The sequence below is a fragment of the Streptomyces diastaticus subsp. diastaticus genome, from assembly GCF_011170125.1.
GTDB lineage: Bacteria > Actinomycetota > Actinomycetes > Streptomycetales > Streptomycetaceae > Streptomyces > Streptomyces diastaticus.
On sequence record NZ_BLLN01000005.1, the window covers coordinates 601,090 to 626,513 of the forward strand.

A 25,424-nucleotide genomic window follows, 5' to 3' on the forward strand; every position below is an offset into this window, starting at 1 on the left:
GACGCTCAGCGCCCGAGCTGGCGACGCCGCCGGTCGCGCAGCCGGCGGCGCTGGGAGGGGTCGAGGGCGAGGTAGGCGGCGGCCGGCACGCCCAGCACGATCAGGAGCGCCGCCCACCAGGGCAGCCAGATCAGCAGGAGCAGGCCGACCGCCACCCCTCCCACGGCGATCTTGGTGTTCGTCGACATGTCGATGACCTCCTCGGTGGCGGGGTCCGCCGTCTGAGGTGACAACGCGGTGCCCGCGCCGCTGGTTCCAGTGTGCTCGTCCGCGCGTCCTGAGGCGCCACGGCGGGGTCAGGCGGCGCAACGCAGTACCTCCCCCACTTCGCGGAGGTGGGCGAGCACCTGTCGGCAGGAATCCGCCGCCCCCGACCCCGGCGTGGGGGAGGCCGAGCCGCGCGCAGCGGGCGCGGACCAGGGGCCGGGCCGGGCGCAGGCCGGCAGGTGGGGGCGGGGCGTGCCGGCGAGGAGACGGTGCTCGATCTGGTGGTCGAGGCCGCCGAGGAACCGGTCGGTGACGGGGCCACCCTCAATGGTGCGGGCGGTCAGCACCTGGCGGCGCAGGTGCCCCGGCGCGGGCCGTCCGGGCCGGTCATCTCCCTGCCCTCGCGGTTGGGCGAAGGCAAGGCCGGGACGGAGCCCGGAGAGGGCCTGGGGGGGGCGGCGAAGGCGACATCGCAGACGTGGCCGGAATCACCAGTTGCCAGAAGGCCGTGCCGGTCCTGGTGCGGTACCCTCGGCCGCTCAGTAGCAAGTAGTCAAATTTGAGGAATAGCCATCCCCGTGCAGATGTGCCCTCCCTTCACCCCCACCGAGGTCCGGTCCCTCGCCGCCTGCCCCGCGGTCTTCCTCCCGGGCGACCCGGCGCGCGGCGGCACCGTCGCGTTCTTCCCGTCCTCACCGGCCGGCCCGCCCCGGGTGCCCGGCGCCGAGGTGCGGGAACTCCCCCTGGTCCTGCCCGACGACGACGGGTCGCTCCGGGTCCAGCCCGTACGCGCGGTCCTGCTGCCCGTCGCCCGGGCGGTCCCCGTCCTGACCCGGGCCCGGGTCCTGGACGACGCCCACCCGGCGGCCGCCTTCTGGGGCGCCGCCGCCCTGCTCGCGCTGGACCTGCTCTCCCGGGGTCTGCTGCTGCCCGGCCTCTCCCCCGCCGATCACGACGCCTGGCGGTGCGGCCCGCTCGGCCCCGACGAGCTGGCGCGGGTCCGCGGACTCGCCGCGTCCATGCCGCCGACGGCACACTGCTGCCCCGTCGCGGCGCCGCCCGGAACCGAGGCGGCCGAGCTCCGGCTGACCGGACCGGAGCGGCTGCTGCGGAACTTCCTCGACGCCCTCGCCGACGCCCTGCCCCGCACGGCGGCCGCCCCCGCCCTCGCCGGGAGCGACGCCTACACCGCCGGGCCCGCCCAGCGCCTTCCGGAGCAGCGGGACTGGGCAGCCGACGTGGCCGCCGGGCACGACGCGGGAGTCCGGCTCTCGCTGCGGGTCGAGGCGCCCGCCGGGATCGACGGCGCGGGTGAGGTCCCCGGCACCGGTGACGGCGCCGGGGCGCTGGGCGCTTTCCGCGCGGTGCTCCAGTTGCACAGCCTGAACGACGCCGCCCGGGTGGCCGAAGCGGCGGAGGTCTGGGCCGGGACGGACGACGGCGCCTTCGGACCCCGCACCCGGGTCGACGCGCTGCTGGCGCTGCGCCGCGCGGCCGGGGTGTGGGCTCCGCTGTCCCCCCTGCTGGCGGCGGGCGTCCCGGACGCCGTGGAGCTGGCCGACGAGGAGGTCACGGAGCTGCTGGGAGAGGGCCGGAAGGCGCTGGCCGGCGCCGGGGTCGAGGTGTACTGGCCACGGGAACTGGCGCGGGGACTGACGGCCCGCGGGGTGATCGGCGCGACCCCGGACGCGGGCGGCCAGGGGACGGGGCCCGCACTGCTCGGCGCCGACTCCCTGCTGACGTTCAGCTGGCGGTTCAGCCTCGACGGCCGGGGGCTGAGCCGGGAGGAGCTGGACGTCCTGGCGGAGGCCAAGCGGCCGTTGGTGCGGCTGCGCGACCGGTGGGTGCTGATCGACCCCGCGCAGGCAGAACGGGCCCGCGGGCGGCGCGAGCACGCCCTCGCGCCGATGGACGCGGTGGGCGCCGCCCTGACCGGCTCCGCCGATGTCGAGGGCGAGCGCGTCGAGGTGCGGGCCTCCGGCGCGCTGGAGGAGCTGCGGGCCCGGATCGCCGATCCGCACCACGCCGAACCGGTGCCCGTGCCGGAGGGGTTGGCCGCCACCCTGCGCGACTACCAGCAGCGAGGGCTGAGCTGGCTGGCGGGGATGACCTCGCTGGGGCTCGGGGCCTGCCTCGCCGACGACATGGGGCTCGGCAAGACGGTCACCCTGATCGCCCTCCACCTGCACCGGCAGGCCGGTTCGGCGACGGCGGGGCCGACGCTGGTGGTGTGCCCGGCCTCGCTGATGGGCAACTGGCAGCGGGAGATCGAGCGTTTCGCCCCCGGCACCGCGGTACGCCGCTACCACGGCGCCGCGCGCTCCGCCGCCCCGCTGCCGGAGAGCGGCTTCGTCCTCACCACGTACGGCACGATGCGGCTGGACGCCGAGGCGCTGGCGGGCCAGGCGTGGGGCATGGTCGTCGCCGACGAGGCGCAGCACGTGAAGAACCCGTACTCCTCGACCGCCCGTCAGCTACGCGCCATCCCGGCGAAGGCACGGGTGGCGCTGACCGGCACCCCGGTCGAGAACAACCTCTCCGAGCTGTGGGCGGTGCTCGACTGGACCACCCCCGGGCTGCTCGGCAGGCTCGGCACCTTCCGGCGGGTGTACGCCCGGGCCGTCGAGGCCGGCGACGACCCGGCGGCCGCGCGGCGGCTGGCCCGGCTGGTGGGCCCCTTCCTGCTGCGGCGCCGCAAGTCCGATCCGGGGATCGCCCCGGAACTGCCGCCGAAGACGGAGACGGACCACGCGGTGAGCCTCACCGCCGAACAGGCCGGGCTGTACGAGGCGGTGGTCCGCGAGACGCTGGCCGCGGTGGCCGCCGCCGACGGCATGGAACGGCGCGGCCTGATCGTGCAGCTGCTCACCTCGCTCAAGCAGATCTGCAACCACCCCGCCCAGTATCTGAAGGAGGACCGGCCGCGGGTCGGCGGCCGCTCCGGCAAGGTGGAACTGCTCGACGAGCTGCTGGACACCATTCTGGCCGAGGGCGCCGGGGTGCTGCTCTTCACCCAGTACGTGCGGATGGGCCGGCTGCTGGAGCGGCACCTCGCCGCGCGCGGGGTGGCCACCCAGTTCCTGCACGGGCAGACGCCCATCTTGGCCCGCGAGGAGATGGTGCGGCGGTTCCAGGACGGCGAGGTCCCGGTCTTCCTGCTCTCCCTCAAGGCCGCCGGAACGGGCCTGAACCTGACACGGGCGGAGCACGTGGTCCACGTCGACCGCTGGTGGAACCCGGCGGTCGAGGCGCAGGCCACCGACCGCGCGTACCGGATCGGGCAGACCAGGCCCGTGCAGGTCCACCGGATCGTCACGGAGGGCACGATCGAGGACCGCATCGCCGGCCTGCTGGTGCGCAAGCAGGCGCTCGCCGACGCGGTGCTGACCGGCGGCGAGGCGGCGCTCACCGAGCTGAGCGACGCCGAACTGGCGGAGCTGGTCACGCTGCGGAGGGCCACGCGGTGAGCGGCGCCGAAAGCGGGCGGCGGGACGACGGGACGACGGAGGAGAGCGGGATGTGGGACGAGGTTGAGGAGTTCGAAGAGCAGACCGGCTCTGCCGGCGAGGAGCGGACGTTCGCGGCACTTCCCCCGGCGCACGGGCGGGGCTTCGCCACCAGTTGGTGGGGCCAGTCGTGGCTGCGGGCGCTGGAGGAGACGGCCCTGGACTCCGCGCAGTTGAAGGCGGGGCGGCGGCTGGCGCGGGCGGGCGCGGTCGGCGCGGTGTCGGTCCGCCCCGGCCGGATCACGGCGATGGTGCGGGACCGTGCGGGCGTCGCCCACCGGGCGGACGTGGTGTGGGAGCCGCTCCCGCCCGGGGGCTGGGACCGCTTCGTGGACATGGCCGTCGAGCGGGCCGCGCACGTGGCGGCGCTGCTGGACCGGGAGATGCCGCCGCACCTGGTGGAGGACGCGGCCCGGGCGGGCGTGGACCTGCTGCCCGGCATCGGCGACCTGGAGCCGTCCTGCACCTGTGAGGCGTGGGACCACTGCGGGCACACGGCGGCGCTCAGTTACCAGATGGCGCGACTGCTGGACCAGGACCCGTTCGTCCTGCTGCTGATGCGCGGCCGTCCGGAGCGGGCACTGCTCGACAGCCTCCAGGTGCGCGGCGCCCGGCGCGCCGGCCCCGCACCGGCCGCCCCGGTGGAGGGCGTGGCCGCGGGCGAGGCGTACGCGCTGGGGGTGCTGCTCCCGCCGTTGCCCGAGCTGCCGGAGCCGCCGGAGTACGCCGGCGAGGTGCCGCGCCTGGACACGGAGACGGCGCCCGCACCCGGCGTGGACGCCCGCGCGCTCTCCTTCCTCGCCGGGCGGGCGGCCGAGGAGGCTCGGCGTCGGCTGGCGCGCGCCGTGGCCCCGGGGCACGCCGACTCGCCGGTGGAGGCGGAGCCGTCCCTCGCCGAGGACGCGGTACGGCTGGCGGCGGCCCGGCCCGGCCCGGAGGCGGCCGCCCGGCTCGCCGATGCCTCGGGGCGGAGCCGGGAATCGCTGGAACTGGCGGTGCGGGCCTGGGAGTTCGGTGGGGCCGCCGCGCTGCGGGTGCTGGAGGAGGACGAACCGCCCGGCACGGAGGCGGCGGCGCGGGCGCGGGCGGCACTCGACTCGGCGTGGGAGGAGGCCGAGCGCCCTGCCCTCCGGGCGGCCCGGGGCCGCTGGTCACTCCCGGCCGAGGGGGTCCAGGTGCGGTACGCGCCGGACGGCCGCTGGTGGCCGTACCGAAAGGAGCGCGGGCGGTGGGCTCCGGCAGGCCCGCCGGCCCTGGACCCGGCTCAGGCGCTCGACTCGGCCCGGGCCGCGGAGTGAGCCGGGCGGGCTCGTGCCCCGGCGGCCCCCGGCGCACGGGCCCGCCCCGGCCCGTACGCCCTGAACGCGTGGCCGCGCGCTCCCCCCGGCGGGCGATTGAAGGGTGATCTTGGTTCGGCGACCGTTGGGGGCACGGCTTCAAGGGCCACGGACCGCGGCCGGGCCCTTGGGGCGGGCCGCCGGGGCGTCCGGTGGCCGGCTCGCGGTGCGGCGGTGGGACCCGCCGCGCCGTGTCGCACCTCAACGGGAGAGAACATGTCCACCAGCAGGCTGAAGCGCACACTGACGATCGCCGGAACGGGGGCGGCCCTGGTGGGGGCCCTGGCGATCGGAGCGGGCCCGGCCCAGGCGGCGACCGCGGTGGTCGCCTGGACGCACGGCAAGGTGCACGCGGGACCGGCCCTCGGGGAACGGGTCGTCAGCCATGTCAACAACGGCTACAGCTACACCGGCCTGTGCTGGCTGGAGGGGGACCTCGTCAACGACAAGGGCATCTCCAACCGCAACTGGGTCCGGTTGCAGCTGAACAGCGGGGGCATCGGTTATGTCAGCGCCGTCTATCTGAAGGGCAACGACAAGGGCAACGTGCCCAACCACTGCTGACCCCTGAGACCGGCGCCTCCTCCCGCCGGTCCCGACGGCGCCGGCCCGGTTCCGGGCCGGCGCCGTCGGTGTGCGGGCGGCCGGGCAGCGGGCACCCCGGCCGGGCGGTCAGCCGCCGAGGCCCGCGTCCCAGTCCGACGGCAGCGCCTCGGTGGGGAAGTCGCTCGGCAGCTCCGTGGGGAAGTCCGACGGGAAGCCGGACGGGAGCTCCGACGGGAAGCCGGACGGGAGCTCCGTGGGGAAGCCGCTCGGGAACCCCGAGGGGAAGTCCGAGGGCCAGGCGGTCGGGGCGTCGCCCGGCGGCGTCGCGTCGGGCGCCGGGGGTTCCTGCGAGGTGGTGGCCGTCGGCTGCGGTCCCGGGCCGGACGGCAGCTGGTCCTCGCCTTCGTCCCGGCCCGCCAGCAGGATCAGCACCAGGGCGATGGCGGCGACCGCCACAGCCGCCGCGACGAGCATCAGCAGCCCGCGACGCCGTCCGCCGTCGCCGGGCGGGGGCGGCGGCCAGGGGCCGCCCGGGTGGCCGCCATGTCCGGAACCGAAGGCTGCGGGCCCGGCGGGCTGGCCGGCGCCACCCGGCGGAGGCGGTCCGGGCAGGGGCGGACCGGGCGGCGGACCGGGCCCCTCCGGCGGCCTCGGCCCGGACGCCCCGGCGGGCGGCGCGCCCTCGCCGGGGAGCGGCGGGGGCACCGGCTCGGGGGTGGGTCCGCCGTCGCCGGGCGGAGGAGTCGGGGGCTGGGGTGGTTCGGGCGGCGTGGCCATGACCCCAGGTTCCCGTGATGAGGCGTCAGATGGCCACCCCCTGAGGGGAATCGCGACAGATCCCGGACATGGGCGGGGCGGGGACGCGGTCCTCCCGCACCCCCGCCCCGCGCAGGTCCGGCCCGGTTCAGCCCCGGGCGGCCAGCAGGTGGTCCATGGCCAGTTGGTCGAGGCGTTCGAAGGCCATGCCCCGGTCGGCGGCGGCGTCCACGTCGAACTCCTCGAAGGCGGAACGGTCGGCGAGCAGGCCGGCCAGGCCGTCCTCGGCGGTGGGCAGGGCCAGTTCGGGAAGGCGGGCGGCGCGCAGCGCCTCCCGGACCTCGGGGTCGGCGCGGAACGCGGCGGCGCGCTCCTTGAGGATCAGGTAGTTGCGCATGCAGCCGGCCGCCGACTCCCAGACGCCGTCCAGGTCCTCGGTCCGCGGCGGCTTGAAGTCGAAGTGCCGGGGCCCGTCGTACCCGGCGGTCTCCAACAGGTCGACCAGCCAGAATGCCGACCGCAGGTCGCCCGCGCCGAACCGGAGGTCCTGGTCGTACTTGATCCCGGACTGCCCGTTGAGGTCCAGGTGGAAGAGCTTGCCGGACCACAGGGCCTGGGCGATGCCGTGCGGGAAGTTGAGCCCGGCCATCTGTTCGTGGCCGACCTCCGGATTGACGCCGTAGAGGTGGGGGCGCTCCAGCCGCTCGATGAAGGCGAGGGCGTGGCCGATGGTGGGGAGCAGGATGTCGCCGCGCGGCTCGTTGGGCTTCGGCTCGATGGCGAAGCGCAGGTCGTAGCCCTGGTCGACGACGTACTGGCCGAGCAGGTCGAAGGCTTCCTTCATCCGGTCCAGGGCCTGCCGGACGTCCTTGGCCCCACCGGACTCCGCGCCCTCGCGGCCGCCCCAGGCGACGTAGGTGGTGGCGCCGAGTTCGGCGGCGAGGTCGATGTTGCGCAGCGTCTTGCGCAGGGCGTAGCGGCGGACGTCGCGGTCGTTGGCGGTGAAGCCGCCGTCCTTGAAGACCGGGTGGGTGAAGAGGTTGGTGGTGGCCATCGGAACCTTCATCCCGGTGGCGTCCAGGGCCTGCCGGAACCGCTTCACGACCGCCTCACGCTCGCCCTGGGAGGCGCCGAACGGGATGAGGTCGTCGTCGTGGAAGGTGACGCCGTGGGCTCCGAGTTCGGCGAGCCGGTGGACCGAGGTGACCGGGTCCAGCGCGGGCCGGCAGGCGTCACCGAACGGGTCGCGGCCCTGCCAGCCGACGGTCCACAGGCCGAAGGTGAACTTGTCCGCGGAGGTGGGCTGATACGTCATCGTGCGGCTCCCTGGAAGGTATTCGTTCGCGGCGTTGACAAATTACTGGCGGGAGGGCGGGATGGGAAGGGGGCCGGATGGTCGACCCGGGCCGCCGAGCGTGGCAGGCTCGGCGCACCACCCCCGCACGCCGCCGCCGCACGCGCCCCGGCACGCTGCGGCCAACCAGCAGAGACGGAGAGGCCGATGTCAACCGCCGAGGGTCCGCTCGTCGTCGGAATCGACAGTTCCACCCAGTCCGCCAAGGCCCTCGTGGTCGACGTGGGGACGGGCCGGGTCGTGGCGGCCGGCCAGGCCCCGCACCGTGTCACCACCGGTACCGGCCGGGAGAGCGACCCGCGCGACTGGTGGTCGGCGCTGGCCGAGGCGGTACGCGCCTGCGGTCCGGCCGCCCACCAGGCGGCCGCCGTCTCGGTCGCGGGCCAGCAGCACGGCCTGGTCACCCTGGACGCCGACGGGGCCCCGGTCCGCCCGGCCCTGCTCTGGAACGACGTGCGCTCCGCACCGCAGGCGCGCCGCCTGGTCGCCGGACTCGGGGGGCCCGAGGAGTGGGCCGACCGGATCGGCAGCGTGCCCGGCGCCTCCTTCACCGCCGCCAAATGGGCGTGGCTGGCCGAGCACGAGCCGGAGTCGGCCCGCGCCACGGCCGCCGTCCGCCTCCCGCACGACTACCTCACCGAGCGGCTCACCGGGCACGGCACCACCGACCGCGGCGACGCCTCGGGCACCGGCTGGTGGGCGGGCTCGAAGGAGGCGTACGACGACACGGTGCTGGAGCTGATCGGCCTGGACCGGGGGCTGCTTCCCGAGGTGGTGGCTCCCGGGGAGGTCGCGGGCACCGTCCGCGACGGCGATCTTCCCTTCGCCCGGGGCACCCTCGTCGCCGCCGGGACGGGTGACAACGCGGCGGCCGCGCTCGGCCTCGGCCTGCGCCCGGGCACGCCGGTGCTGAGCCTCGGCACCTCCGGCACCGCCTACGCGGTCTCCGTACGCCGGCCCGCCGACCCCACCGGGACCGTCGCGGGGTTCGCGGACGCCCGGGGAGACTGGCTGCCGCTGGCCTGCACCCTCAACTGCACCCAGGCCGTGGACCGGGTCGCGGCCCTCTTCGGCCTGGACCGCGAGGCGGTCGAACCGGGCGGCTCCGCCACCTTCCTGCCGTACCTCGACGGCGAGCGGACCCCCGATCTGCCGCACGCCTCGGGCCTGCTGACGGGGCTTCGGCACGACACCACGCCGGGCCAGATCCTCCAGGCGGCCTACGACGGCGCGGTGCACTCCCTGCTCGACGCGCTCGGCCTGGTCCTCGACGCCGACGCCGACCCGGCGGAGCCGGTCCTGCTCATCGGCGGCGGCGCGAGGGGCACCGCCTGGCAGCAGACGGTACGGCGGCTGACGGGGCGAGCGGTGCGGGTGCCGCGCGCCGCCGAACTGGTCGCGCTCGGCGCCGCCGCGCAGGCGGCGGGCCTGCTGACCGGCGAGGACCCGGCCGCGGTGGCCCGCCGCTGGGGCACCACCGACGGTCCGTTGCTGGACCCGCTGCCCCGCGACGAGGCGACGGCCGACCGGGTCGCGGGCGTGGTGCGGAGCGCGGGGGCGCTCTGGGAGACGGACTGAGCCCGGCGCCACCGTCACCCGGCGCGCTCGATGAGGCCCCGGGACACGGCCGGCCGAGGCCGGAGCGGGCGCGGGCGCGGACGCGGTGCCTTCCGCCGCGCCCGCGTCCGCTCGCCCGTACCCCCTACCGATCAGTCATCTACGCGCGTACCGTGCTGTCGTCGCCGCGCCGGTGCGCACGCCCGGGCTCGCGGTGGCGCACGCACCATCCGCACACGCGCCACCCCCGTCCCGGTGCCCCATGCCCGGGGCGGGGCGGTTCAGCGGGCTGCCGTGCCGGCGGCCCGGTACCCCCCACCGAGAGGCAGGACCGCCGTGGAACGTCCCAGGAACCCCCTCGCCCGCAGAAGACTGCTGAAGACGGCGGCCGCGCTGCCGGCCGTGCTGCTCGCCGGTTCGGCCGGGCCCGCCTTCGCCGGCCGGGCGGAGACCCGCCGCCGCCCCGACGCCGACTGGGTGCCGGCCGCCCCCGGCAACTACACCGTGGCCAACCGGCCGCGCGAGTACCCGGTGGACTTCGTCGTCATCCACGTGACGCAGGAGACGTACGCCGACACCCTCGGCATCTTCCAGAACCCTGCCAAGAAGGTCTCGGCCCACTACGTCGTACGCTCCGCCGACGGGCATGTCGCCCAGTGCGTGCGCGAGGCCGACGTCGCCTGGCACGCGGGCAACTGGGACTACAACACCCGCAGCATCGGCATCGAGCACGAGGGGTGGGTCGACCAGCCGGAGTACTTCACCGACGAGCTGTACTCCGCCTCGGCCGCGCTCACCGCGGCGGTCTGCGACTCGTACGCCGTCCCGAGGACGCGGGCGCACATCATCGGCCACCACGAAGTGCCCGGCGCCACCCACACCGATCCCGGCCCCCTGTGGGACTGGGACCGCTACATCGAGCTGGTCCAGGCCGCCTGAGCGGCCGGCCGCGGGGCGCGCGCCCCGCGGCCGCCTTGTCACCAGGTCACCCGGAGCTGCTCGGGGCTGCGCGAGGTGCCGGCCGGGCGCCAGCTGACCGCCTGTCCCGGTTCGGCCAGCCGCAGCCCGGGGAGACGGACCGCCAGCCGGTGCAGACCCAGGTGGAGTTCGAGCCGGGCCAGCCACGCCCCCAGACAGTAGTGGGGCCCGGCGCCGAAGGAGAGCGTGGGCGCCGGGAGGGGGGTGAACAGCGCCTCGGTCTGCGCGGCGGGGAAGACCGCCGGGTCGCGGTTGGCGGTGGTGGAGTCGGCGAGCACCACCGATCCGGCCGGGATGAGCACCCCGCCCACCTCGGCGTCCTCGATGGCGCAGCGGGTGCTGCCCGGGTCGTCGCCGAGCGGGATCAGGTGGATCAGGCGGGCGGCGGCCAGTTCCGCCGACGCCTCGTCGGCCAGCCGGGGCCAGGCGTCCGGCCGCTCCCCGAGCAGGTAGAGCAGGGAGTTGCCGAGCATCGTCATGGTGCTGTCGTGGCCCCCCGCCACCAGTCCGCAGATAAGGCTGACCAGTCGGGCCTCGGGGATGCCGCCCTCCTGGTCGGCGGCCCGCACCAGGCTGCTGACGAGGTCGTCGCCGGGGGCGCGGCGCCGCTCGCTGAGCAGCCGGGCGCCGAAGGCCGAGAACTCCGCGAGCGCCGCGTCCACCTCCTCCCGCGGGCGGGTGCCGTCGCAGAAGGCGTGTTCGCTCCAGTGGCGCAGCCGGCCGTGCGCCGAGGCGTCGAGCCCCATCAGGCGGCTGATCACCGCGAGCGGCAGCGGCAGGGTGAACTCGGCGACGGCGTCCACCGGGCCGCCGCGGGCGGCCATCTCGTCCAGCAGGTGGTCCACGATCGCGGCGATCCAGGGCCGCCACCGGGCGACGGCTCGCGGGGTGAAGGCCCGGCGCAGCGTGCGGCGCAGCCGCAGGTGCTCCGCCCCGTCCTGGTTGAACATCAACTCGGGGTCGTCCACGAGGCCCGCGGCCTGCGAGCGGGCGGGGCCGTCCCGGTCGTAGAGCGCGGCGCGGCCGAAGCGGCTGTCGCTGAGCACCTGGCGCACGTCGGCGTAGCGGTCCACGAGCCAGCCGGGAGAACCGTCGGGCAGGGTGCACGGCCGGGGCGGCCCGGGTTCGGCGGGCCCGCGCCGGTGGAGCGGGGCGAGCGGCGGTCCGGCCTGCGCGGGGAGTGCGGTGGACAAGGTACCTCCGGGCGGTGGTCGTACGGGGACGAGAGGCGCGGCGGGACGGGGCGGGACGCCTGGCGGCGACCCGGCGCCGGTCACAGGGCGACCAGGACTTTGCCGAAGTTGGCCGTGCGGTCGTGGTAAAGGCTGCCGTAGGCGGCGGGGATGGCGTCGAAACCGTGGTGCAGCGTGTGGTCGCAGACCACCTCGTCGCGGCGGAGACGCTCACCGAGGTCGGCGTGGAGGGCCTGCCAGTTGGCGTCGGTGAACCACTCCAGGGAGAAGATCCCGCGCACGGTGGTCCGCGGGAACATGATGTGCGGCAGGAGTCGCGGCCCGTCCGCCTCGCCGCCGACCTGGGTCGCCCACTGCCAGCAGACGGCCACCTTGCTGCCGACGTTGAGCCGGGCGAAGACCGCGTCGGTGACGGCGCCGCCGAGGTTGTCGAAGTAGAGGTCGACGCCGTCGGGCACGGCCCGGTCCAGTGCCTCGCCCACCTCCTCGGCGGTGTCGCCGTGCCGGTAGCGGACGACCGCGTCGAAGCCGAGCCCGGTCAGGTAGGCGGCCTTCGCCGGGCTGGAGGTGGTGCCGACCACCCGGACCCCGGCGAGCCGGGCGAGCTGGCCGGCCAGGGTGCCGACGGCTCCGGAGGCGCCGCTGATCACCAGGGTCTGGCCGGGCCGTGGCGTCAGGAAGGTGGTGAGGGTGGCCCAGGCGGTCATACCGGGGCCGCCCGTCGCGCTGAGCGCGGTCTCCAGGGGCACGGCGGCGTCGTACCAGTGGCGGCTCAGGCGGCGGTAGGCGGGGAAGACCATCGGGAAGGTGCCGGTCTGCCAGAGCCTGGGGGCGCCGTCGCTGATCACGTGGGACTGCCAGCCGCCGAAACCCTGGACGAGGTCGCCGGGCCGGTGGGCGGCGCGCGGCCCGGCCTCGACCACCTCCATGATCGAGTCGGCACCCATGTGGCCGCCGACGGGGGTGTCGAGGGCGATGCCCTGGAGGTAGGGGTCGACCGACACGTAGAGGGTCTTGAGCAGCATCTCCTCGGGTGCGAGGTCGATGGCGACGTCCTCGACCACTTTCTCGTAGACCCGGTCGACGTCCGGGGTGCCTGGCACGTGCTCGCGGACCACCCACTTCTTGATCTTCACTGCGGCTCCTTCGGCGCGGGGGCGGCTTCCTGTTGCGGCCCGACGGGGATGACGAGGTGGGTGGGGGGCGGCGCGGACGTGTCGACGGAGGCGGTGAAGGGCAGGCCGTCGTCGCGGCAGACGAACTGCATGACGTGGCGGCCGGCCGCGGCGGCGCGGATCAGGCCGCCGGTGGTCGCCCAGACGCCTGACTGGTAGAAGTCGCCGAGGCCGGGCAGGCCGGGGCCGTGCCGCTTCACCAGTTCCTCCAGCGTCTCGCCGCTCTCCACGAACGGCTGCCAGCCGAGCACCGTCCCGTCGTGGTTGCCGGTGTAGCGGACTTGAGTGAGGGGGCTGGAGACGTCTCGTACGGCGATGGACTCCTCCAGGCCGGGGAAGCGCTCCTCCAGGAACGCCACCAGCGCCTTCCTGGCCCGGTGCTTGGCGGCGTAGTAGCCGCGCCCGTGGCGCACGGGCAGGGTGTGCAGCTCCTGTCCGCCCCGGCTGCGGGTGGCCTGCTCGGGGCCTTCGTCCAGGGCGCGCCAGGGGGCGATGTCGCAGAAGTAGGTGGCGTAGACGACGCTCGTGCCCGGTGGCGAGAGTTCGGGGTAGTGGCGGTTGCGGAACTGGACGTTGATGCTCGGGTGGCGGATGCCGGTCAGCTCGGCGGCCTGCTCGTCGGTGAGGAGGTAGGTGGTGCAGGGGTCGGCCTCGGGGAAGTCACGCCGCAGGCCGAGGAAGAGGGTGAAGTAGCCGGGGAAGACCATGCCGGGGCGGTGCAGGGTCTCGGTGTAGAGCCGCCGGTAGGCGTCGTCGAGGTAGCGGCCGCCGAGGAACTTGTTCATGGTGGTCGGGCCGTCGGCCGCCGACACCACGATGTCGGCCCGCAGTTCACGGCCGTCGCTCAGGCGCACCCCGGCGGCCCGGTCGTTCTCGACGATCACCTCCTCGACCTTGGTGTTGTACGCGATCTCGCCGCCCAGCCCGAGGTAGCGCCGCTCGATCGACCGGGCGACGCCGAGTGAGCCGCCCTGGGGGACGCCCGCGGAGAGGTTGGCGTGCGAGGCGAGCTGGAAGTGGGTGGGCAGGACGGGGAAGTTGGGATGCTTCTCGTAGAGGACGAAGTTGAACGCCTGCCGCAGCAGCGGGTCCTGGAAACGGGCCGCGTACTCCGCCATCAGCACGGAGATCGTCTTGCGCACGGCGTTGGCGTACGGGACGAAGGAGGCGAGCATCCGCAGCCGCTCCAGGCGGCCCATGAGGCCGACGGGTTTGAGGAAGGGGTAGACGGCGAGGGCCTTGCGGAAGGCGCGCAGGCGGCCGCAGAACTCCTTGATCCGCTGGGCGTCGGCGGGCGAGAGGGCGGTGAGGTGGGCCTGGAGGCGGTCGGGGTCGGAGTAGAAGTAGACGGCGCGTCCGTCCTGGCCCCGGACGACGTTGAAGACCTCGAAGTGACGGACCTCCTTGCCCTGGAGGGCGCCGAGCTCCAGCCAGATCTGGTGCATCTCGTTGCCCGGGCCGCTGCCCAGCATCCAGCTGACGCAGGCGTCCAGGGTGTAGTCGCCGCGCTCCCAGGCGGTGCAGCAGCCGCCGGGGATCTCGTGCATCTCCAGGATCCTGGTGCGGTAGCCGTTCATCTGGGCGTAGCAGCCGGTGGAGAGACCGCCGAGCCCCGCCCCGATGATGAGCATGGTCTCCCGGCGGCCCGCCGCCGGTGCGGTGGACCGCTCCCCCGCTGTCGTCATGAGTCGCGCCTTTCCTCGGGGTGCCAGCGGTCGAGCTGCGGGAGCCGGCCGAGTCTGCCGGGGTGCCAGAGCTCGCCGCCGGTGCTCTCCTGGGCGCGGAAGGGCAGGCCCAGTTCCGCGCAGAGGTACTGGACGGCGAAGCGGCCGGTGGAGGCGGCGCGGATCAGGCCGCCCATGCCCACCCACTGCCCGGCCATGGAGAAGCCGGCCAGTCCGGGCAGCCGCATCCGGTCCTTGCCGACCAGGTCGGCGGCGATGTCGTCGGCGTCGGAGAACGCCTTCCAGGCCAGGATGGAGCCGTTGTGGTTGCCGGTGTAACGGCGGGTGGTCGCGGGGGTGGCGACGTCGACCAGCTCGATCCGCCCGGCACACTCGCGCCAGCGCCGGGTGAGGAAGTCCCGGACGAAGGCGGCCACCCGGCGCTTCTCCTCGCGGTAGCGCCGGCGGTCGGTGCGGCGCAGTTCGGCCCAGTGGGCGTAGTCGCTGAAGTAGGTGCAGTGGACCACGGACCGGCCGGGCGGGGCGAAGCCGTCGCAGTAGCGGGAGCGCAGTTGCACGACGAGGCTGTTCTGGAGGGCGCCGGGCAGCCGGGCTCCCTCCTCGGCGGCGAGCAGGTACGTGGTGCTGTGCGCGTCCTCCTCGGGAAGGGGGCCGTCGATTCCGACGAACGCGGAGACCACGGCGGGGAAGAGGGTGCCGGGGGCCTCCAGCAGTTCGTCGTAGAGCTTGTCGACGCGCGGGCCGGTGTACTTCCCGCCCAGCAGGCCGTGGACGGTGGTGTGGCCGTCGCAGGCGGAGACGACGTGCTCGGCGTAGTAGCGGCGGCCGCCGCGCAGTTCGAGGCCGATCGCCCGGTCGTTCTCGACCAGGATCCTCTCGGCGCGGGCGCGGTAGCTGACGGTTCCGCCGAGCCCGGTGTACCGCTCCTCGACCGAACGGGCCAGGCCCAGCGAACCGCCCTGCGGGAAACCGGCGTTGCCGTGGTGGGCGGCGGCCATGTTGAAGAGGTAGGGCAGCAGCGGGAACCCCTCGGGGTCCTGGAAGAAGATGTTGCGGAACGCCTTGCGCAGCAGCGGGTCCTCGAACCGGTCGGCGAAGCGGTGCATCGGGGTGGCGGCGGTGCGCCAGAAGAGGCGGAAGGCGGGCAGCACGGTGCGCAGGGTGGCCGCTCTCTCGCGTACCGTCCGCAGGGCGGGGGCGGTGAGGAAGGGGTACAGCTCGATCTCGGTGAACCGCCGCAGGTCGCGGCAGAAGGCCCGGATCTGCCGGGCGTCGGCCGGGGAGACCTCCAGCAGGTGGGCCTGGAGCCGGTCGGGGTCGTTGTAGAAGACCACCGACCGGCCGGTCTCGTCGGTGACCTTGTTGAACAGCTCGAAGTTGGTGACGGTCTTGCCGTCGAGCGCGCCCAGTTCCCGCCAGACCTGGTGGGCGTCGTTGCCCTCGGCGGTGCCGATCAGCCACTCGATGCAGTAGTCGAAGAGGTAGCCGTCCCGGGACCAGGCGGTGCAGCAGCCGCCGGGGAGCACGTGCTTCTCGAAGATCCGGGTGCGCATGCCGCTCATCTGCGCGTAGCAGCCGGTGGCGAGTCCGGCCATGCCGGCGCCGACCACGAGGACGCGCGGCGGGCTGCCCGGAGCGGGCTCGCGCCGGGTCCACTCGCTGTCCTCCTCACGCCGCACGGCCGGCCTCCCCCGTCAGCAGGGCGCGGACCAGGTCGGCGTTGCGCGGGAGGTGCTCCGGGTCGAGCATGTCGGCGTGGGTGCCGGAGCCGCGCAGGACGCGGGTGCCGGTGGTGGAGCTGCCGTGCCAGGCGCCGGGGACGCCGGCCGCGTAGAGCGCGGTCTTCTCCTCGTCGGACAGGACGCTCACCGGGGCGCTCACCGTCCCCGTGTTGGGGTTGCGGCCGCAGAAGCTCAGGTACTCGGCGGCGTGTTCCAGCACGGCGGCGGTGACGATCTGTGAGCCGGTGTGCTTGTGAAGGTGGCCGGCGAGTTCCGCCTCGAAGGCCTTCAGCCCGTCGGCGCCCGGTTCGAACACCTCGGTGACGCGCCGGGAGTCGAGGATCAGCACGTGGCCGACGCTGCGGCCGCGCGCCTCCAGTACGCGGGCCACCTCGAAGGCGAGGTTGCCGCCGAGGGAGTAGCCGAGCAGCCGGCATTCCCCCTCGGGCCGGGCCGCCTCCACGAGGTCGGCGTAGCGGGCGACCTTGTCGTCGCCCGGCAGGTAGTTGAAGGCGACGACCCGGTACTCGGGGAGCTGGGCGGCCAGGCCGCGGTAGACGAGGCCGTGGCCGCCGGCGGGCGGGAAGCAGAAGAGGGGGTCCGGGGCGCCTTCGTTGAAGGTGAGGTGGGGCAGTTCGGCGGCGGTGGTGCCGGTGACGCGTTCCTCGACGGCGGCGGCCATGCCGTGCAGCGTCGTCACCTGGTAGAGGCGGCTGACGGGGACGGCGACGCCGAACTCGGTCCGCAGGTGGTGGAGGAGTTCGATGAGTTTGATGGAGCTTCCCCCGCATGCGAAGAAGTCGTCGCCGAGGCCGGCCCGGTCGAGGCCGAGCAGCGCCTCCCAGTGGCGGGCCATGCTGATCTCGTAGAGGGTCACCGGCGCCTCGTACGCGTGGTGCCGCTCGCCGCCGCGCGGCTCGGGCAGGGCGCGGAGGTCGACCTTGCCGTGCGCGGTCAGCGGCAGCTCCGCGACCTCGGCGAGGTGGGCGGGGACCATGTGCGCGGGCAGGGCGGCCGCGAGGTCGCGGCGCAGGGAACGGAGGTCCAGCGCGGCGCCGGGTTCGGGTACGCAGTAGGCGCACAGGACGGCCTCGCCGGTGGCGTCGGCGCGGACGGCGGCCACGGCGCGGGCGACGCCCGGCCAGCCGGTCAGGTGGGACTCGATCTCACCGGTCTCGATGCGGTGGCCCCGCAGTTTGACCTGCCCGTCCTGGCGGCCGAGCAGGTGGACGCGGCCCTCGGCGTCCCAGCGTGCGAGGTCGCCGGTGCGGTAGAGGCGTTCGGGACGGGCGCCGGGCTCGCGGCTGAGGACGCGGGTGGTGAAGCGGCGCGCGGTCAGCTCCGGGTCGCCCGCGTAGCCGAGGGAGACGCCGTCGCCGCCGATCCACAGCTCGCCGGTGACGCCGGGCGGCACGGGCGCGCCGTACGCGTCGAGGATGTACAGGGTCGCGTGCGGCAGGGGCCGGCCGGCCGGCACGGTCAGGCCCGGTTCCAGACCGTCGGCCGGACCGGCGAAGAAGGCGCTGTCGATGGTGGCCTCGGTGACGCCGTAGGAGTTGAGGACGCGGGTGCCGGGGCCGCAGAGGGCGCGCAGCCGCCGGTACTCGGCGACCTTCCAGGTGTCGGAGCCGACGACCAGGAGCCCCAGGAAGTCGAGCCGGTCGCCCTCGCGTTCGCAGTGGTCCATCAGACCGCGCACGAGGGCGGGGACCAGTTCGGCGCAGTCGACCCGCTCGGCGCGCAGGGTCCGGTACAGACGGGCGGTGTCGAAGACCAGGTCGCGGTCGGCGAGGACCAGGGTGCCGCCCGAGCACAGGGCACGCACCAGGTCGCCGGTGAAGACGTCGAAGGACGGCTGGGCGGTCTGGAGGTGGACCCTGACGTCCCGCTCCAGGTGGTAGGCGGTCCGCCAGGCCTCGTAGGCGGCGGCGAGGTTGCGGTGGCTGGCCTGGACGGCCTTGGGGACGCCGGTCGTGCCGGAGGTGTGGATGACGTACGCCGGGGCGTCCGGGTCGTCGGTGGTGTCCGGGGCCGGCCCGTCGCTCTCGGCGGCGCGGAGCTGGCCGGGGGTCACGGCCGGGCAGGGCACCATGGCCGGGGTGCCGTCCGTCCGCGGCCCGGTGACGAGCAGGTGGGCCCCGGCGCCCGCGAGGACCTGGGCGGTGCGGTCGGCGGGCAGGGCGGGGTCGAGCGGCAGGTAGGCGCCGCCCGCCTTGAGGACCGCCAGCAGGGTGATGATCAGGTCCGGGGACTTGTCGAGCCGCAGGCCGACCACCGAACCGGGGCCGACGCCGAGTTGGCGCAGCCGCCGGGCCCGGGCGTCCGCGCGCCGGTCGAGTGCGCCGTAGGTGAGCCGGGCCGAGGCGCCGTGCGGGGCGGGCACGGTGACGGCGACGGCGTCGGGGCGGGCGGCGGCGGCCTCGGCGATCAGGCGGTGGACGGGCCGGTGGGCACCGAGTGCCCGCTGCTGGGCGGCGGCCTCCCTGGCGCCGCTCCACTCGCCGACGAGCTTCTCGTGCTCCTCGGCGCCGACCATCTCCAGCGCGGGGGTGGCGGTGTCGGGCCGGGCACGGGTCATGCTGTCGAGGAGATGGACGTAGTGCCCGGCCATCCGGCGGACCGTCTCCGGGTCGAAGAGGTCGGTGTTGTACTTGAGGACGGCGTGGAAGCGCCCCTCCGCCTCGTCCTCGTAGACCGAGAGGGTGAGGTCGAACTGGCCCTCCTCCTCGGGGAGTTCGATGTACTCCAGCCGGTAGCCGTACTGCTCGGTGGCGACCTTGTGGGTGAGCAGGATGAACATCGCCTGGAAGACGGCCGAGCGGCTGGGGTCGTGCGTCAGGCCCAGTTCCTCCACCAGCAGGACGAACGGGTACTCCTGGTTGTCCAGCCCGTTCAGCACGGTGGCGCGGACCTGGTCCAGGAGTTCGGCGACGGAGGGCGCGCCGGAGAGGTCGGCGTGCAGCGGCAGCGGGTTGACGAAGTAGCCGTAGACCGAGGCGAACTCCTGCTGGGTGCGGCCGGTCACCGGGCTGCCGACGATGACGTGGTCCTGGCCGGAGTAGCGGTGCAGGAACAGGTAGTAGGCGGAGAGCAGCACCATGAACGGGGTGACGCCGTGGCGCTGCGCGAGGGCGTGGACGCGGGCGCTCAGCTCCTCGTCGAGGACGAAGAACTCCGAGGCACCGTTGTGGGTCTGCACGGCCGGGCGGGGCCGGTCGGTGGGCAGGTCCAGCAGCGGGACCTCGGCGGGGAGGTGGGAGCGCCAGTGGTCGAGCATGGCGCCGGCCTCGGGGCTCGCCAGGAAGCGGTTCTGCTGGTTGAGGAAGTCGACGTAGCGGGCGGGTACCGGCGGCAGGGACGGCTCACCGCCCCGCTTCAACGCCTCGTAGACGCTGAGCAGTTCCTCGATGAAGGTGAAGGTGGAGACGGCGTCCGAGACGATGTGGTGGACGGCCTTCATGATGATCCAGCGGTCGTCGCCGCGCCGGAAGAGGCGGAAGCGCACCAGCGCGTCGCGTTCCAGGTCGTAGCGGGCGCGGTACTCGCGGATGATGGTCCGCCGGATCTCCTCCCACTCCTGGCCCTCGACGTCGAAGAGGGCCAGGTCCGGCTCCGCCTCGGCGGCGGTGCGCTGCACCGGCCGGCCGTCGCTCAGGTGGAAGGTGGTGCGGAGCGCGGGGTGGCGGGCGATCAGCCTGCGGACCGCCTTGAACATCAGCTCCGCGTCGAGTGCGGCCCGGACCTCGACGGCGCCGCCGATGTTGTACGCGTACCCCTCGGGGTTGAGCTGCTTGAGGAACCAGAGGGCCTTCTGGTTCTGGGTGAGCGGGTGGTCGCCCTCGTCGGTGAAGAGTTCCACGGTGGCGGTGTCCGCGCCGCCGCCCTGGTCGGCGACCCGCTCGGCGAGCGCGTCGTGGAGCCGGTCGGCGAGTTCTCCGACGGGGGTGCCGCTGAGCAGCGCGACGACCGGCAGCGCGACGCCGAACTCGGCCTGGGCCTTGGCCCGCACCTCCATGGCGAGCAGCGAGTCGAGGCCGAGCGCGCCGAGGCCGCCCGCCGGGTCGATCTCCTGGACGGGCGTGCGCAGCACGGCGGCGACCAGGCGGGTGAACCGCTCGGCGACCAGTGCGCGGCGCTGTTCGCCGTCGGCGGCGCGGAAGGTGTCGAGGAAGCCGCCGCCGCTGTCGGCGGGGGCCTGGGCGGCCGCGGCGAGGTCGGCGACGAGCGCGGGCGGCGCGTCGTACCAGGCGAGGAAGGTCCGCCAGTCCACGACGGTGGCGACGACGAGCTGGGCGCGGTCCTGACCGAGGACGCGTTCCACCACGCTCATGCCGACGTCCGGGGTGAGGCTGCTCATGCCCCGGCTGTGCAGGTAGTGCTCCACCAGGCCGAGTTCCTCGATCATGCCGGTGGCCCAGGGGCCCCAGTCGAGGCTGAGGGCGGGCAGGCCCTCGGCGCGGCGGCGGTGGGCGAGGGCGTCGAGGAAGGCGTTGCCCGCGGCGTAGTTGGTCTGCCCGGCGGTGGTCAGCAGGGAGGCGACGGAGGCGAAGAGCACGAAGTGGTCGAGCGGCTCGTCCCGCAGGTGCTTGTCGAGCAGGTACGCGCCGACGGCCTTCGGGTCGTGGACCGCGTCGAAGGCGGCCCGGTCCAGGTCGGCGATCCGGGTGTCGCGGACCTGCCCCGCCAGGTGGAAGACGCCGCGCAGGGGCGGCGGGTCGCCCTGCCGGTGGGCGTCGAGCCAGGCGGTCAGCGCGGGCTCGTCGGTGACGTCGACCGGGGCGACCACCGCGTGGGCGCCGAGCGCCTCCAGCTCCTTGAGAAGGGCGACGGCGCGCCCCTGTGCGCAGGCCGGGTCGGTGCGCCGCCACTCCCGGCGGGGCGGCAGCGGGGTACGGCCCATCAGCACGAGATGGCGGGCGCCGCGCCGCACCAGGGTGCGGCAGAGCAGGCGGCCCAGCGCGCCGAAGGCACCGGTGACCAGGTAGCTGCCGTCGGCGCGCAGCCGCAGCGGCAGCGGGTGGGTCAGGCCGTCGGCGGGGCGCAGTCGGCTGGTGGCGCGGCGGGCGCCGCGCAGCCCGATCTCCTCCTCGTCGTCGGTGCGGAACTCGCGCAGCAGCGCCTCCGCCTCGGCCCGGGCCCCGGCGCCCCCGGGGTCGTGCGCCGGGTCGAGGTCGATCAGCTTGCCCCGGTGGCCGGTGAGTTCCTGGTGGCGCAGGACGCGGGTGACGCCCCAGACGGGTGCGCCGAGCGGTTCGACGGTCTCGCCGGGGGTGACGGGCTGCGCCCCGCGGGTGACGACGTGCAGGGCGCAGGGCTGCTGCCGGGCCTGGAGGACCCGGGCGAGGGCGACCAGCCCGTAGGCACCCACGTCGGCGGCGCGCCGCAGCTCCTCGCGGCCGCACCTCGCGTACGCCGGCAGTCCGAGGCCGGCCAGGTGGACGACGGTGCCCCGGAAGGGCTCGCCGTCCGCGTCGAGGTCGGCGAAGAGACGTGCCAGGTGGTCGTCGGAGTCCGGGGCGAGGGTGAAGGCGGTGCCCGCGGCGTCCCGGGTGTAGGAGCCGCCTGGCCGGACGGTGCGGCAGCGGTGGCCGAGACCGGCCACCAGCGCGGCGAAGGCGGCGCCGACTCCGCCGGGGCGGCCGTCGGTGAACAGCAGCCAGTCACCGGCGGTCCCGGCGGTGGTGCCCGCCTCCCCGGGGCTCCCGGCGCTCCCGGCGTTCTCGGGGTGCCCGGGCCACGGCAGGTCGGTCCAGGTGGGGACGGCGAGCCAGGAGTCGACGGTGGCGCGGGAGACGGAGGTGGACGCCTTCTCCACGTCCGCGGCGCGGAATCCGCGCAGATGGCCGAGAGGGGTGCCGTCCTCGGCGTACAGGGCGAGGTCGGCGACGAGTTCGTCACCGTCGTCGCGGGTGATCACGCCGTGGGCCCACAGGCGGCGGTCACCGACCGGGGCGAGGCTCAGCTCGGCGAGGGAGAGGGGCAGGCGGATCCCGGTGGCGGCCGGCGGGACGCCGTCGGGCGGGATCTGTCGGGTCAGCAGCGACTGGAAGCAGGCGTCGAGCAGGACGGGGTGGAGGTGGTGGCGCGCCGCGTCGTCACCGATTCCTGCGGGCGGGCTGACGCGGGCCAGCACTTCGCCGTCGCCGATCCAGACCTCGTCGAGCGCCTGGAACGCCGGCCCGTAGTGGTAGCCGAGGGCGGCGAGTCCGGCGTAGCACTGCGAGCCGGTGAGCCACTGGCGGCTGCGGGCCTGCACGGCGGCCGGGTCCAGCGGCGGTCCGGCGGCGAGGGGCTGGGCGGTGCGGACGACGCCGGTGGCGTGGACGGCGCGTTCGGCGCCGGGACCGGCGGGTGCGGAGGCGATGGTGAAGCCGGCGCTCTCCAGGTCGAGGGTCAGGTGCACGGTCCGGGTCTCCTCCTCCGAGAGGAAGAGCGCCTTGCGCAGCTCGATGCCGGCGAGGACCGCCGAGGAGCCGCCGGTCAGCGCCAGCACGGCCTGGGTGGCCATCTCCAGGTAGCCGGCGGCGGGGAACACCACGGAGTCCTGGATGCGGTGACCGGCGAGATAGGGCAGCCGCTCGGTGTCGAGCTCCGCCTGCCAGGCGGGGGCCGGGTGGTCGGTGCGGCGCCCCAGCAGGGGGTGGTCGAGGCGGCCGAGGCGGACCCGGGCGACGTTCTCCGGCTCGGTCCAGTGGCGGTCGCGCCGCCACGGGTAACGCGGCAGCGGCACGGTCCGCCCGGCCGGCTGGAGCACGTCCCAGTCGATGTCGACGCCGAGGTTGTGGAGGGTCGCGAGGGAGGCGGCGAACCGCTCGGGCTCGTCCTCCTCCCGGCGGACCGAGGGCACCGTGACGGCGCTCCGCCCGGTGGCCTCCAGGCATTCACGGATGGAGTGGGCGAGGGCCGGGTGCGGTCCGATCTCCAGGAAGAGGCGGTGCCCCTCGTCGGCGAGCCGGTCCACGGCGGCCCGGAAGGCGACCCGGTCGCGGACGTTCCGCCACCAGTACGCCGCGTCCAGCGCCACCCCGTCGGCGGGCCCCTCGATGCCGGTGAGGTGGACGGGTACCTGGGCGGGACGTGGTGCGAGCCCCGCCAGGGAGGCGAGCAACTCGTCCTTGATCCGGTCCATCTGCGGGCTGTGGTAGGGCACTTGGACGGTCAGGAGTCTGGCGAAGACCTGCTCGGCGCCCAGTTCCTCGGCCAGCCTGACGAGCGTGTCGCGGTCCCCGGCCAGGGTGACCGAGGTGGGGCTGTTGACGGCGGCCACGCAGACCCGGCCGGCGTAGGGCCGCACCCGGCGCTCGGCCTCCTCCTCGCCGAGGCTCACCGCGAGCATGCCCCCGCTGCCGGCGAGGGTGTGCTGGAGGCGGCTGCGGTGGACGGCGATCCCGACCGCCTCCTCCAGGGAGTAGACGCCCGCCTCGTGGAAGGCGGCGATCTCGCCGGTGCTGTGGCCGACCACAGCGTCGGGCCGCACCCCGTAGGAGCGCCAGAGGGCGGCCAGACCGGCCTGGACGGCGAAGTTGGCGGGCTGCGCCAGCCAGGTCTCCGCCATCCGTGAGGTCTCGGCGCCGGCCGCCAACTCGTCGAGCAGCGACCAGCCCGCGAGCCGGCGGATCTCCCGGTCGCAGGCGGTGACGACCTTCCGGAAGACGGGCTCGCTCTCCAGCAGTCCCCGCCCCATCCCCCACCACTGCGGCCCCATGCCGGTGAAGACCCAGACCAGTCGCCGGTCCTCGGGCTCCAGCCGCCGCCCCTGGACCACCCGGGGGTGGGGCTCGCCGCGCAGGTGGGCGTCGAGGGCCTCGGCGAGGGAGGCGCGCGTGGAGTACACGACGGAGAGCCGGGACTCGAGGTGCTGGCGCCGGTGGGCGAGGGTGTGGCCGAGGTCGGCGAGGGCGGGCCGGGCGCCGTTGCCGCCGTCGAGTTCGCGCCGGATGCCGGCCGCCCGCTCGGGCAGGGCGTCAGGGTGGCGGGCGGTCAGCGGGAGGATGCTCCAGCCGGGCCCGCCGGGGCGTGCGGACTCCTCGGGCACGGGCGCGGCGGCCCGCCCCGGCTCGGAGGCCCTCCGGGGCGCGGCCGTGCGGACCGGGGGCTCCTCCAGGACGAGGTGGGCGTTGGTGCCGCCGAAGCCGAAAGAGTTGACCCCGGCCCGGGCCGGCCCTTCGTGGGCGGGCCAGGCGGTGGCCCGGGTCGGGATGGTGAAGGGCGAACCCTCGTAGTCGATGGCCGGGTTGACGGTGTCGAGGTTGATGTGGGGCGGGATCACCCGGTGTTTCAGCGCCAGCGCCGTCTTGATGAGCCCCGCGACGCCCGCCGCCGACTCGGTGTGCCCGATGTTGGTCTTGACCGAGCCGACGTAGCAGGCGGCGCCCGGGGCGCGGCCCTCGGTGAGGACCCGGGCCAGGGCATTGGCCTCGATGGGGTCGCCGACCGAGGTGGACGTGCCGTGCGCCTCCACGTACTGGAGGTCCCCGGGGGTGATGCCGGCCTGGGCGCAGACCCGCCGCACCAGGGAGGTCTGGGCCTCGGCGCTGGGCACGGTGATGCCGTTGGTGCGGCCGTCCTGGTTGACGCCGCTGCCGACGACCACCGCGTGGACCGGGTCGCCGTCGGCGAGCGCCTCGTCCAGCCGCTTGAGGACGACCAGGCCGACGCCCTCGGCGCGTACGTAGCCCTCGGCGGACGCGTCGAACGCCCGGGAGCGGCCGTTCGGCGAGAGGAAACCGCCCTTGGTCTCGGCGATCGTGTACTGCGGTGCCGAGTGCAGCAGGACGCCCCCCGCGAGCGCCAGGTCGCTCTCGCCCCGCAGGAGGCTCTGGCAGGCCAGGTGGACGGTCACCAGGGAGGAGCTGCACGCCGTGTCGACGGTGAGGCTCGGCCCCCGGAAGTCGAAGCAGTGCGAGATCCGGTTCGAGACCATCGTCATCATGGTGCCGGTCGCCGTGTGGGCCGCGAGCGTCCCGAAGCTCAGGTCGGCGAACTGGAGGATCTTGTAGTCCAGGGTGAAGGCGCCCACGTAGACACCGGTGTCGGTGCCCGCCAGGCCGGCCGGGCGCTGCCCCGCGTCCTCCAGCGCCTCCCACGCCACCTCCAGCAGTTTGCGCTGCTGGGGGTCCATGTGGTCGGCCTCGCGGGGGCTGATGCCGAAGAAGGCCGGTTCGAACTCGTCGAAGCCGTCGATGTACCCGCCCCGGCCCGTTGCCAGCTTCCCGGGCTTGTCCCGGTGGCGGCTGGCCAGGGTGGCCGCGTCGTAGCGGTCGGGCGGGGTGGCGGTGAGGCAGTCCTTGCCGGTGACCAGGTTCCGCCAGAAGCCGCGGTGGTCGGTGGCTCCGCCGGGCAGCCGGCAGCCGATGCCGATGATCGCCACCTTGCCCGTCGTCGCCTCGTTGATCGCGTCAGCCAAGTT

Annotated in this window: 13 protein-coding genes and 1 pseudogene; 5 read left to right on the forward strand and 9 right to left on the reverse strand. The window is 74.9% G+C overall.

Annotation, left to right across the window (positions count from 1 at the left end):
* Positions 1-5: 5 nt before the first annotated feature.
* Positions 6-188 carry a tail-anchor membrane protein gene (locus Sdia_RS20255; RefSeq protein ID WP_100453765.1) on the reverse strand — a complete coding sequence of 61 codons (183 nt, stop codon included), beginning with the start codon at positions 186-188 and terminating at the stop codon, positions 6-8.
* 108 nt (positions 189-296) lie between these two features.
* Positions 297-656: pseudogene (locus tag Sdia_RS20260) on the reverse strand (acyl-CoA desaturase); the annotation flags it as partial.
* Between the two features lie 129 nt (positions 657-785).
* On the opposite strand from Sdia_RS20260, the gene Sdia_RS20265 reads away from it, so the two are divergent.
* The 3 genes from Sdia_RS20265 (at position 786) to Sdia_RS20275 (ending at position 5,614) form a co-directional block, all read left to right on the forward strand.
* The gene (locus tag Sdia_RS20265; protein ID WP_189499900.1) at positions 786-3,674 is read left to right on the forward strand and encodes an SCO1167/SCO6262 family helicase; all 2,889 of its coding nucleotides are present in this window, start codon (positions 786-788) and stop codon (positions 3,672-3,674) included.
* 50 nt (positions 3,675-3,724) lie between these two features.
* Entirely contained in the window at positions 3,725-5,011 is a 1,287-nt protein-coding gene (locus tag Sdia_RS20270; protein WP_115069310.1) for an SWF or SNF family helicase, read from the forward strand.
* A gap of 255 nt (positions 5,012-5,266) precedes the next feature.
* Complete coding sequence (locus Sdia_RS20275) at positions 5,267-5,614, forward strand: hypothetical protein (protein ID WP_100453761.1); 348 nt, start codon at positions 5,267-5,269, stop codon at positions 5,612-5,614.
* 108 nt (positions 5,615-5,722) lie between these two features.
* On the opposite strand, the gene Sdia_RS30310 is transcribed toward Sdia_RS20275, so the two are convergent.
* Both Sdia_RS30310 and xylA read right to left on the reverse strand, forming a co-directional pair.
* Positions 5,723-6,052: a hypothetical protein gene (locus Sdia_RS30310; protein WP_229830456.1), complete on the reverse strand. Its 330-nt coding sequence runs from the start codon at positions 6,050-6,052 to the stop codon at positions 5,723-5,725.
* Positions 6,053-6,500: 448 nt separating this feature from the next.
* Complete coding sequence (gene xylA, locus Sdia_RS20285; RefSeq protein WP_115069309.1) at positions 6,501-7,667, reverse strand: xylose isomerase; 1,167 nt, start codon at positions 7,665-7,667, stop codon at positions 6,501-6,503.
* Between the two features lie 186 nt (positions 7,668-7,853).
* Here xylA and xylB point away from each other — a divergent pair, with 186 nt between their 5' ends.
* Both xylB and Sdia_RS20295 read left to right on the forward strand, forming a co-directional pair.
* On the forward strand, positions 7,854-9,284 hold the full coding sequence (gene xylB / locus Sdia_RS20290) for a xylulokinase (protein WP_100453758.1): 1,431 nt from the start codon (positions 7,854-7,856) through the stop codon (positions 9,282-9,284).
* A gap of 315 nt (positions 9,285-9,599) precedes the next feature.
* Positions 9,600-10,202: an N-acetylmuramoyl-L-alanine amidase gene (locus tag Sdia_RS20295; RefSeq protein WP_100453757.1), complete on the forward strand. Its 603-nt coding sequence runs from the start codon at positions 9,600-9,602 to the stop codon at positions 10,200-10,202.
* Between the two features lie 38 nt (positions 10,203-10,240).
* Here the strand turns inward: Sdia_RS20295 and Sdia_RS20300 are convergent, their stop codons facing one another.
* The 5 genes from Sdia_RS20300 to Sdia_RS20320 all read right to left on the reverse strand — a co-directional run bounded on the left by Sdia_RS20300 (position 10,241) and on the right by Sdia_RS20320 (position 25,421).
* Positions 10,241-11,434 carry a cytochrome P450 gene (locus Sdia_RS20300; RefSeq protein WP_100453756.1) on the reverse strand — a complete coding sequence of 398 codons (1,194 nt, stop codon included), beginning with the start codon at positions 11,432-11,434 and terminating at the stop codon, positions 10,241-10,243.
* Positions 11,435-11,514: 80 nt separating this feature from the next.
* A complete protein-coding gene (locus Sdia_RS20305) occupies positions 11,515-12,570 on the reverse strand; it encodes an MDR family NADP-dependent oxidoreductase (protein ID WP_100453755.1) in 1,056 nt (351 codons plus the stop codon).
* Positions 12,567-14,240: a phytoene desaturase family protein gene (locus Sdia_RS20310; protein ID WP_100454377.1), complete on the reverse strand. Its 1,674-nt coding sequence runs from the start codon at positions 14,238-14,240 to the stop codon at positions 12,567-12,569. Before Sdia_RS20310 ends, Sdia_RS20305 begins: the two co-directional genes overlap by 4 nt.
* 50 nt (positions 14,241-14,290) lie before the next feature.
* On the reverse strand, positions 14,291-15,973 hold the full coding sequence (locus Sdia_RS20315; RefSeq protein WP_189499898.1) for a phytoene desaturase family protein: 1,683 nt from the start codon (positions 15,971-15,973) through the stop codon (positions 14,291-14,293).
* Positions 15,963-25,421 carry a non-ribosomal peptide synthetase/type I polyketide synthase gene (locus Sdia_RS20320; RefSeq protein ID WP_189499897.1) on the reverse strand — a complete coding sequence of 3,153 codons (9,459 nt, stop codon included), beginning with the start codon at positions 25,419-25,421 and terminating at the stop codon, positions 15,963-15,965. Before Sdia_RS20320 ends, Sdia_RS20315 begins: the two co-directional genes overlap by 11 nt.
* Between the last annotated feature and the right edge of the window lie 3 nt (positions 25,422-25,424).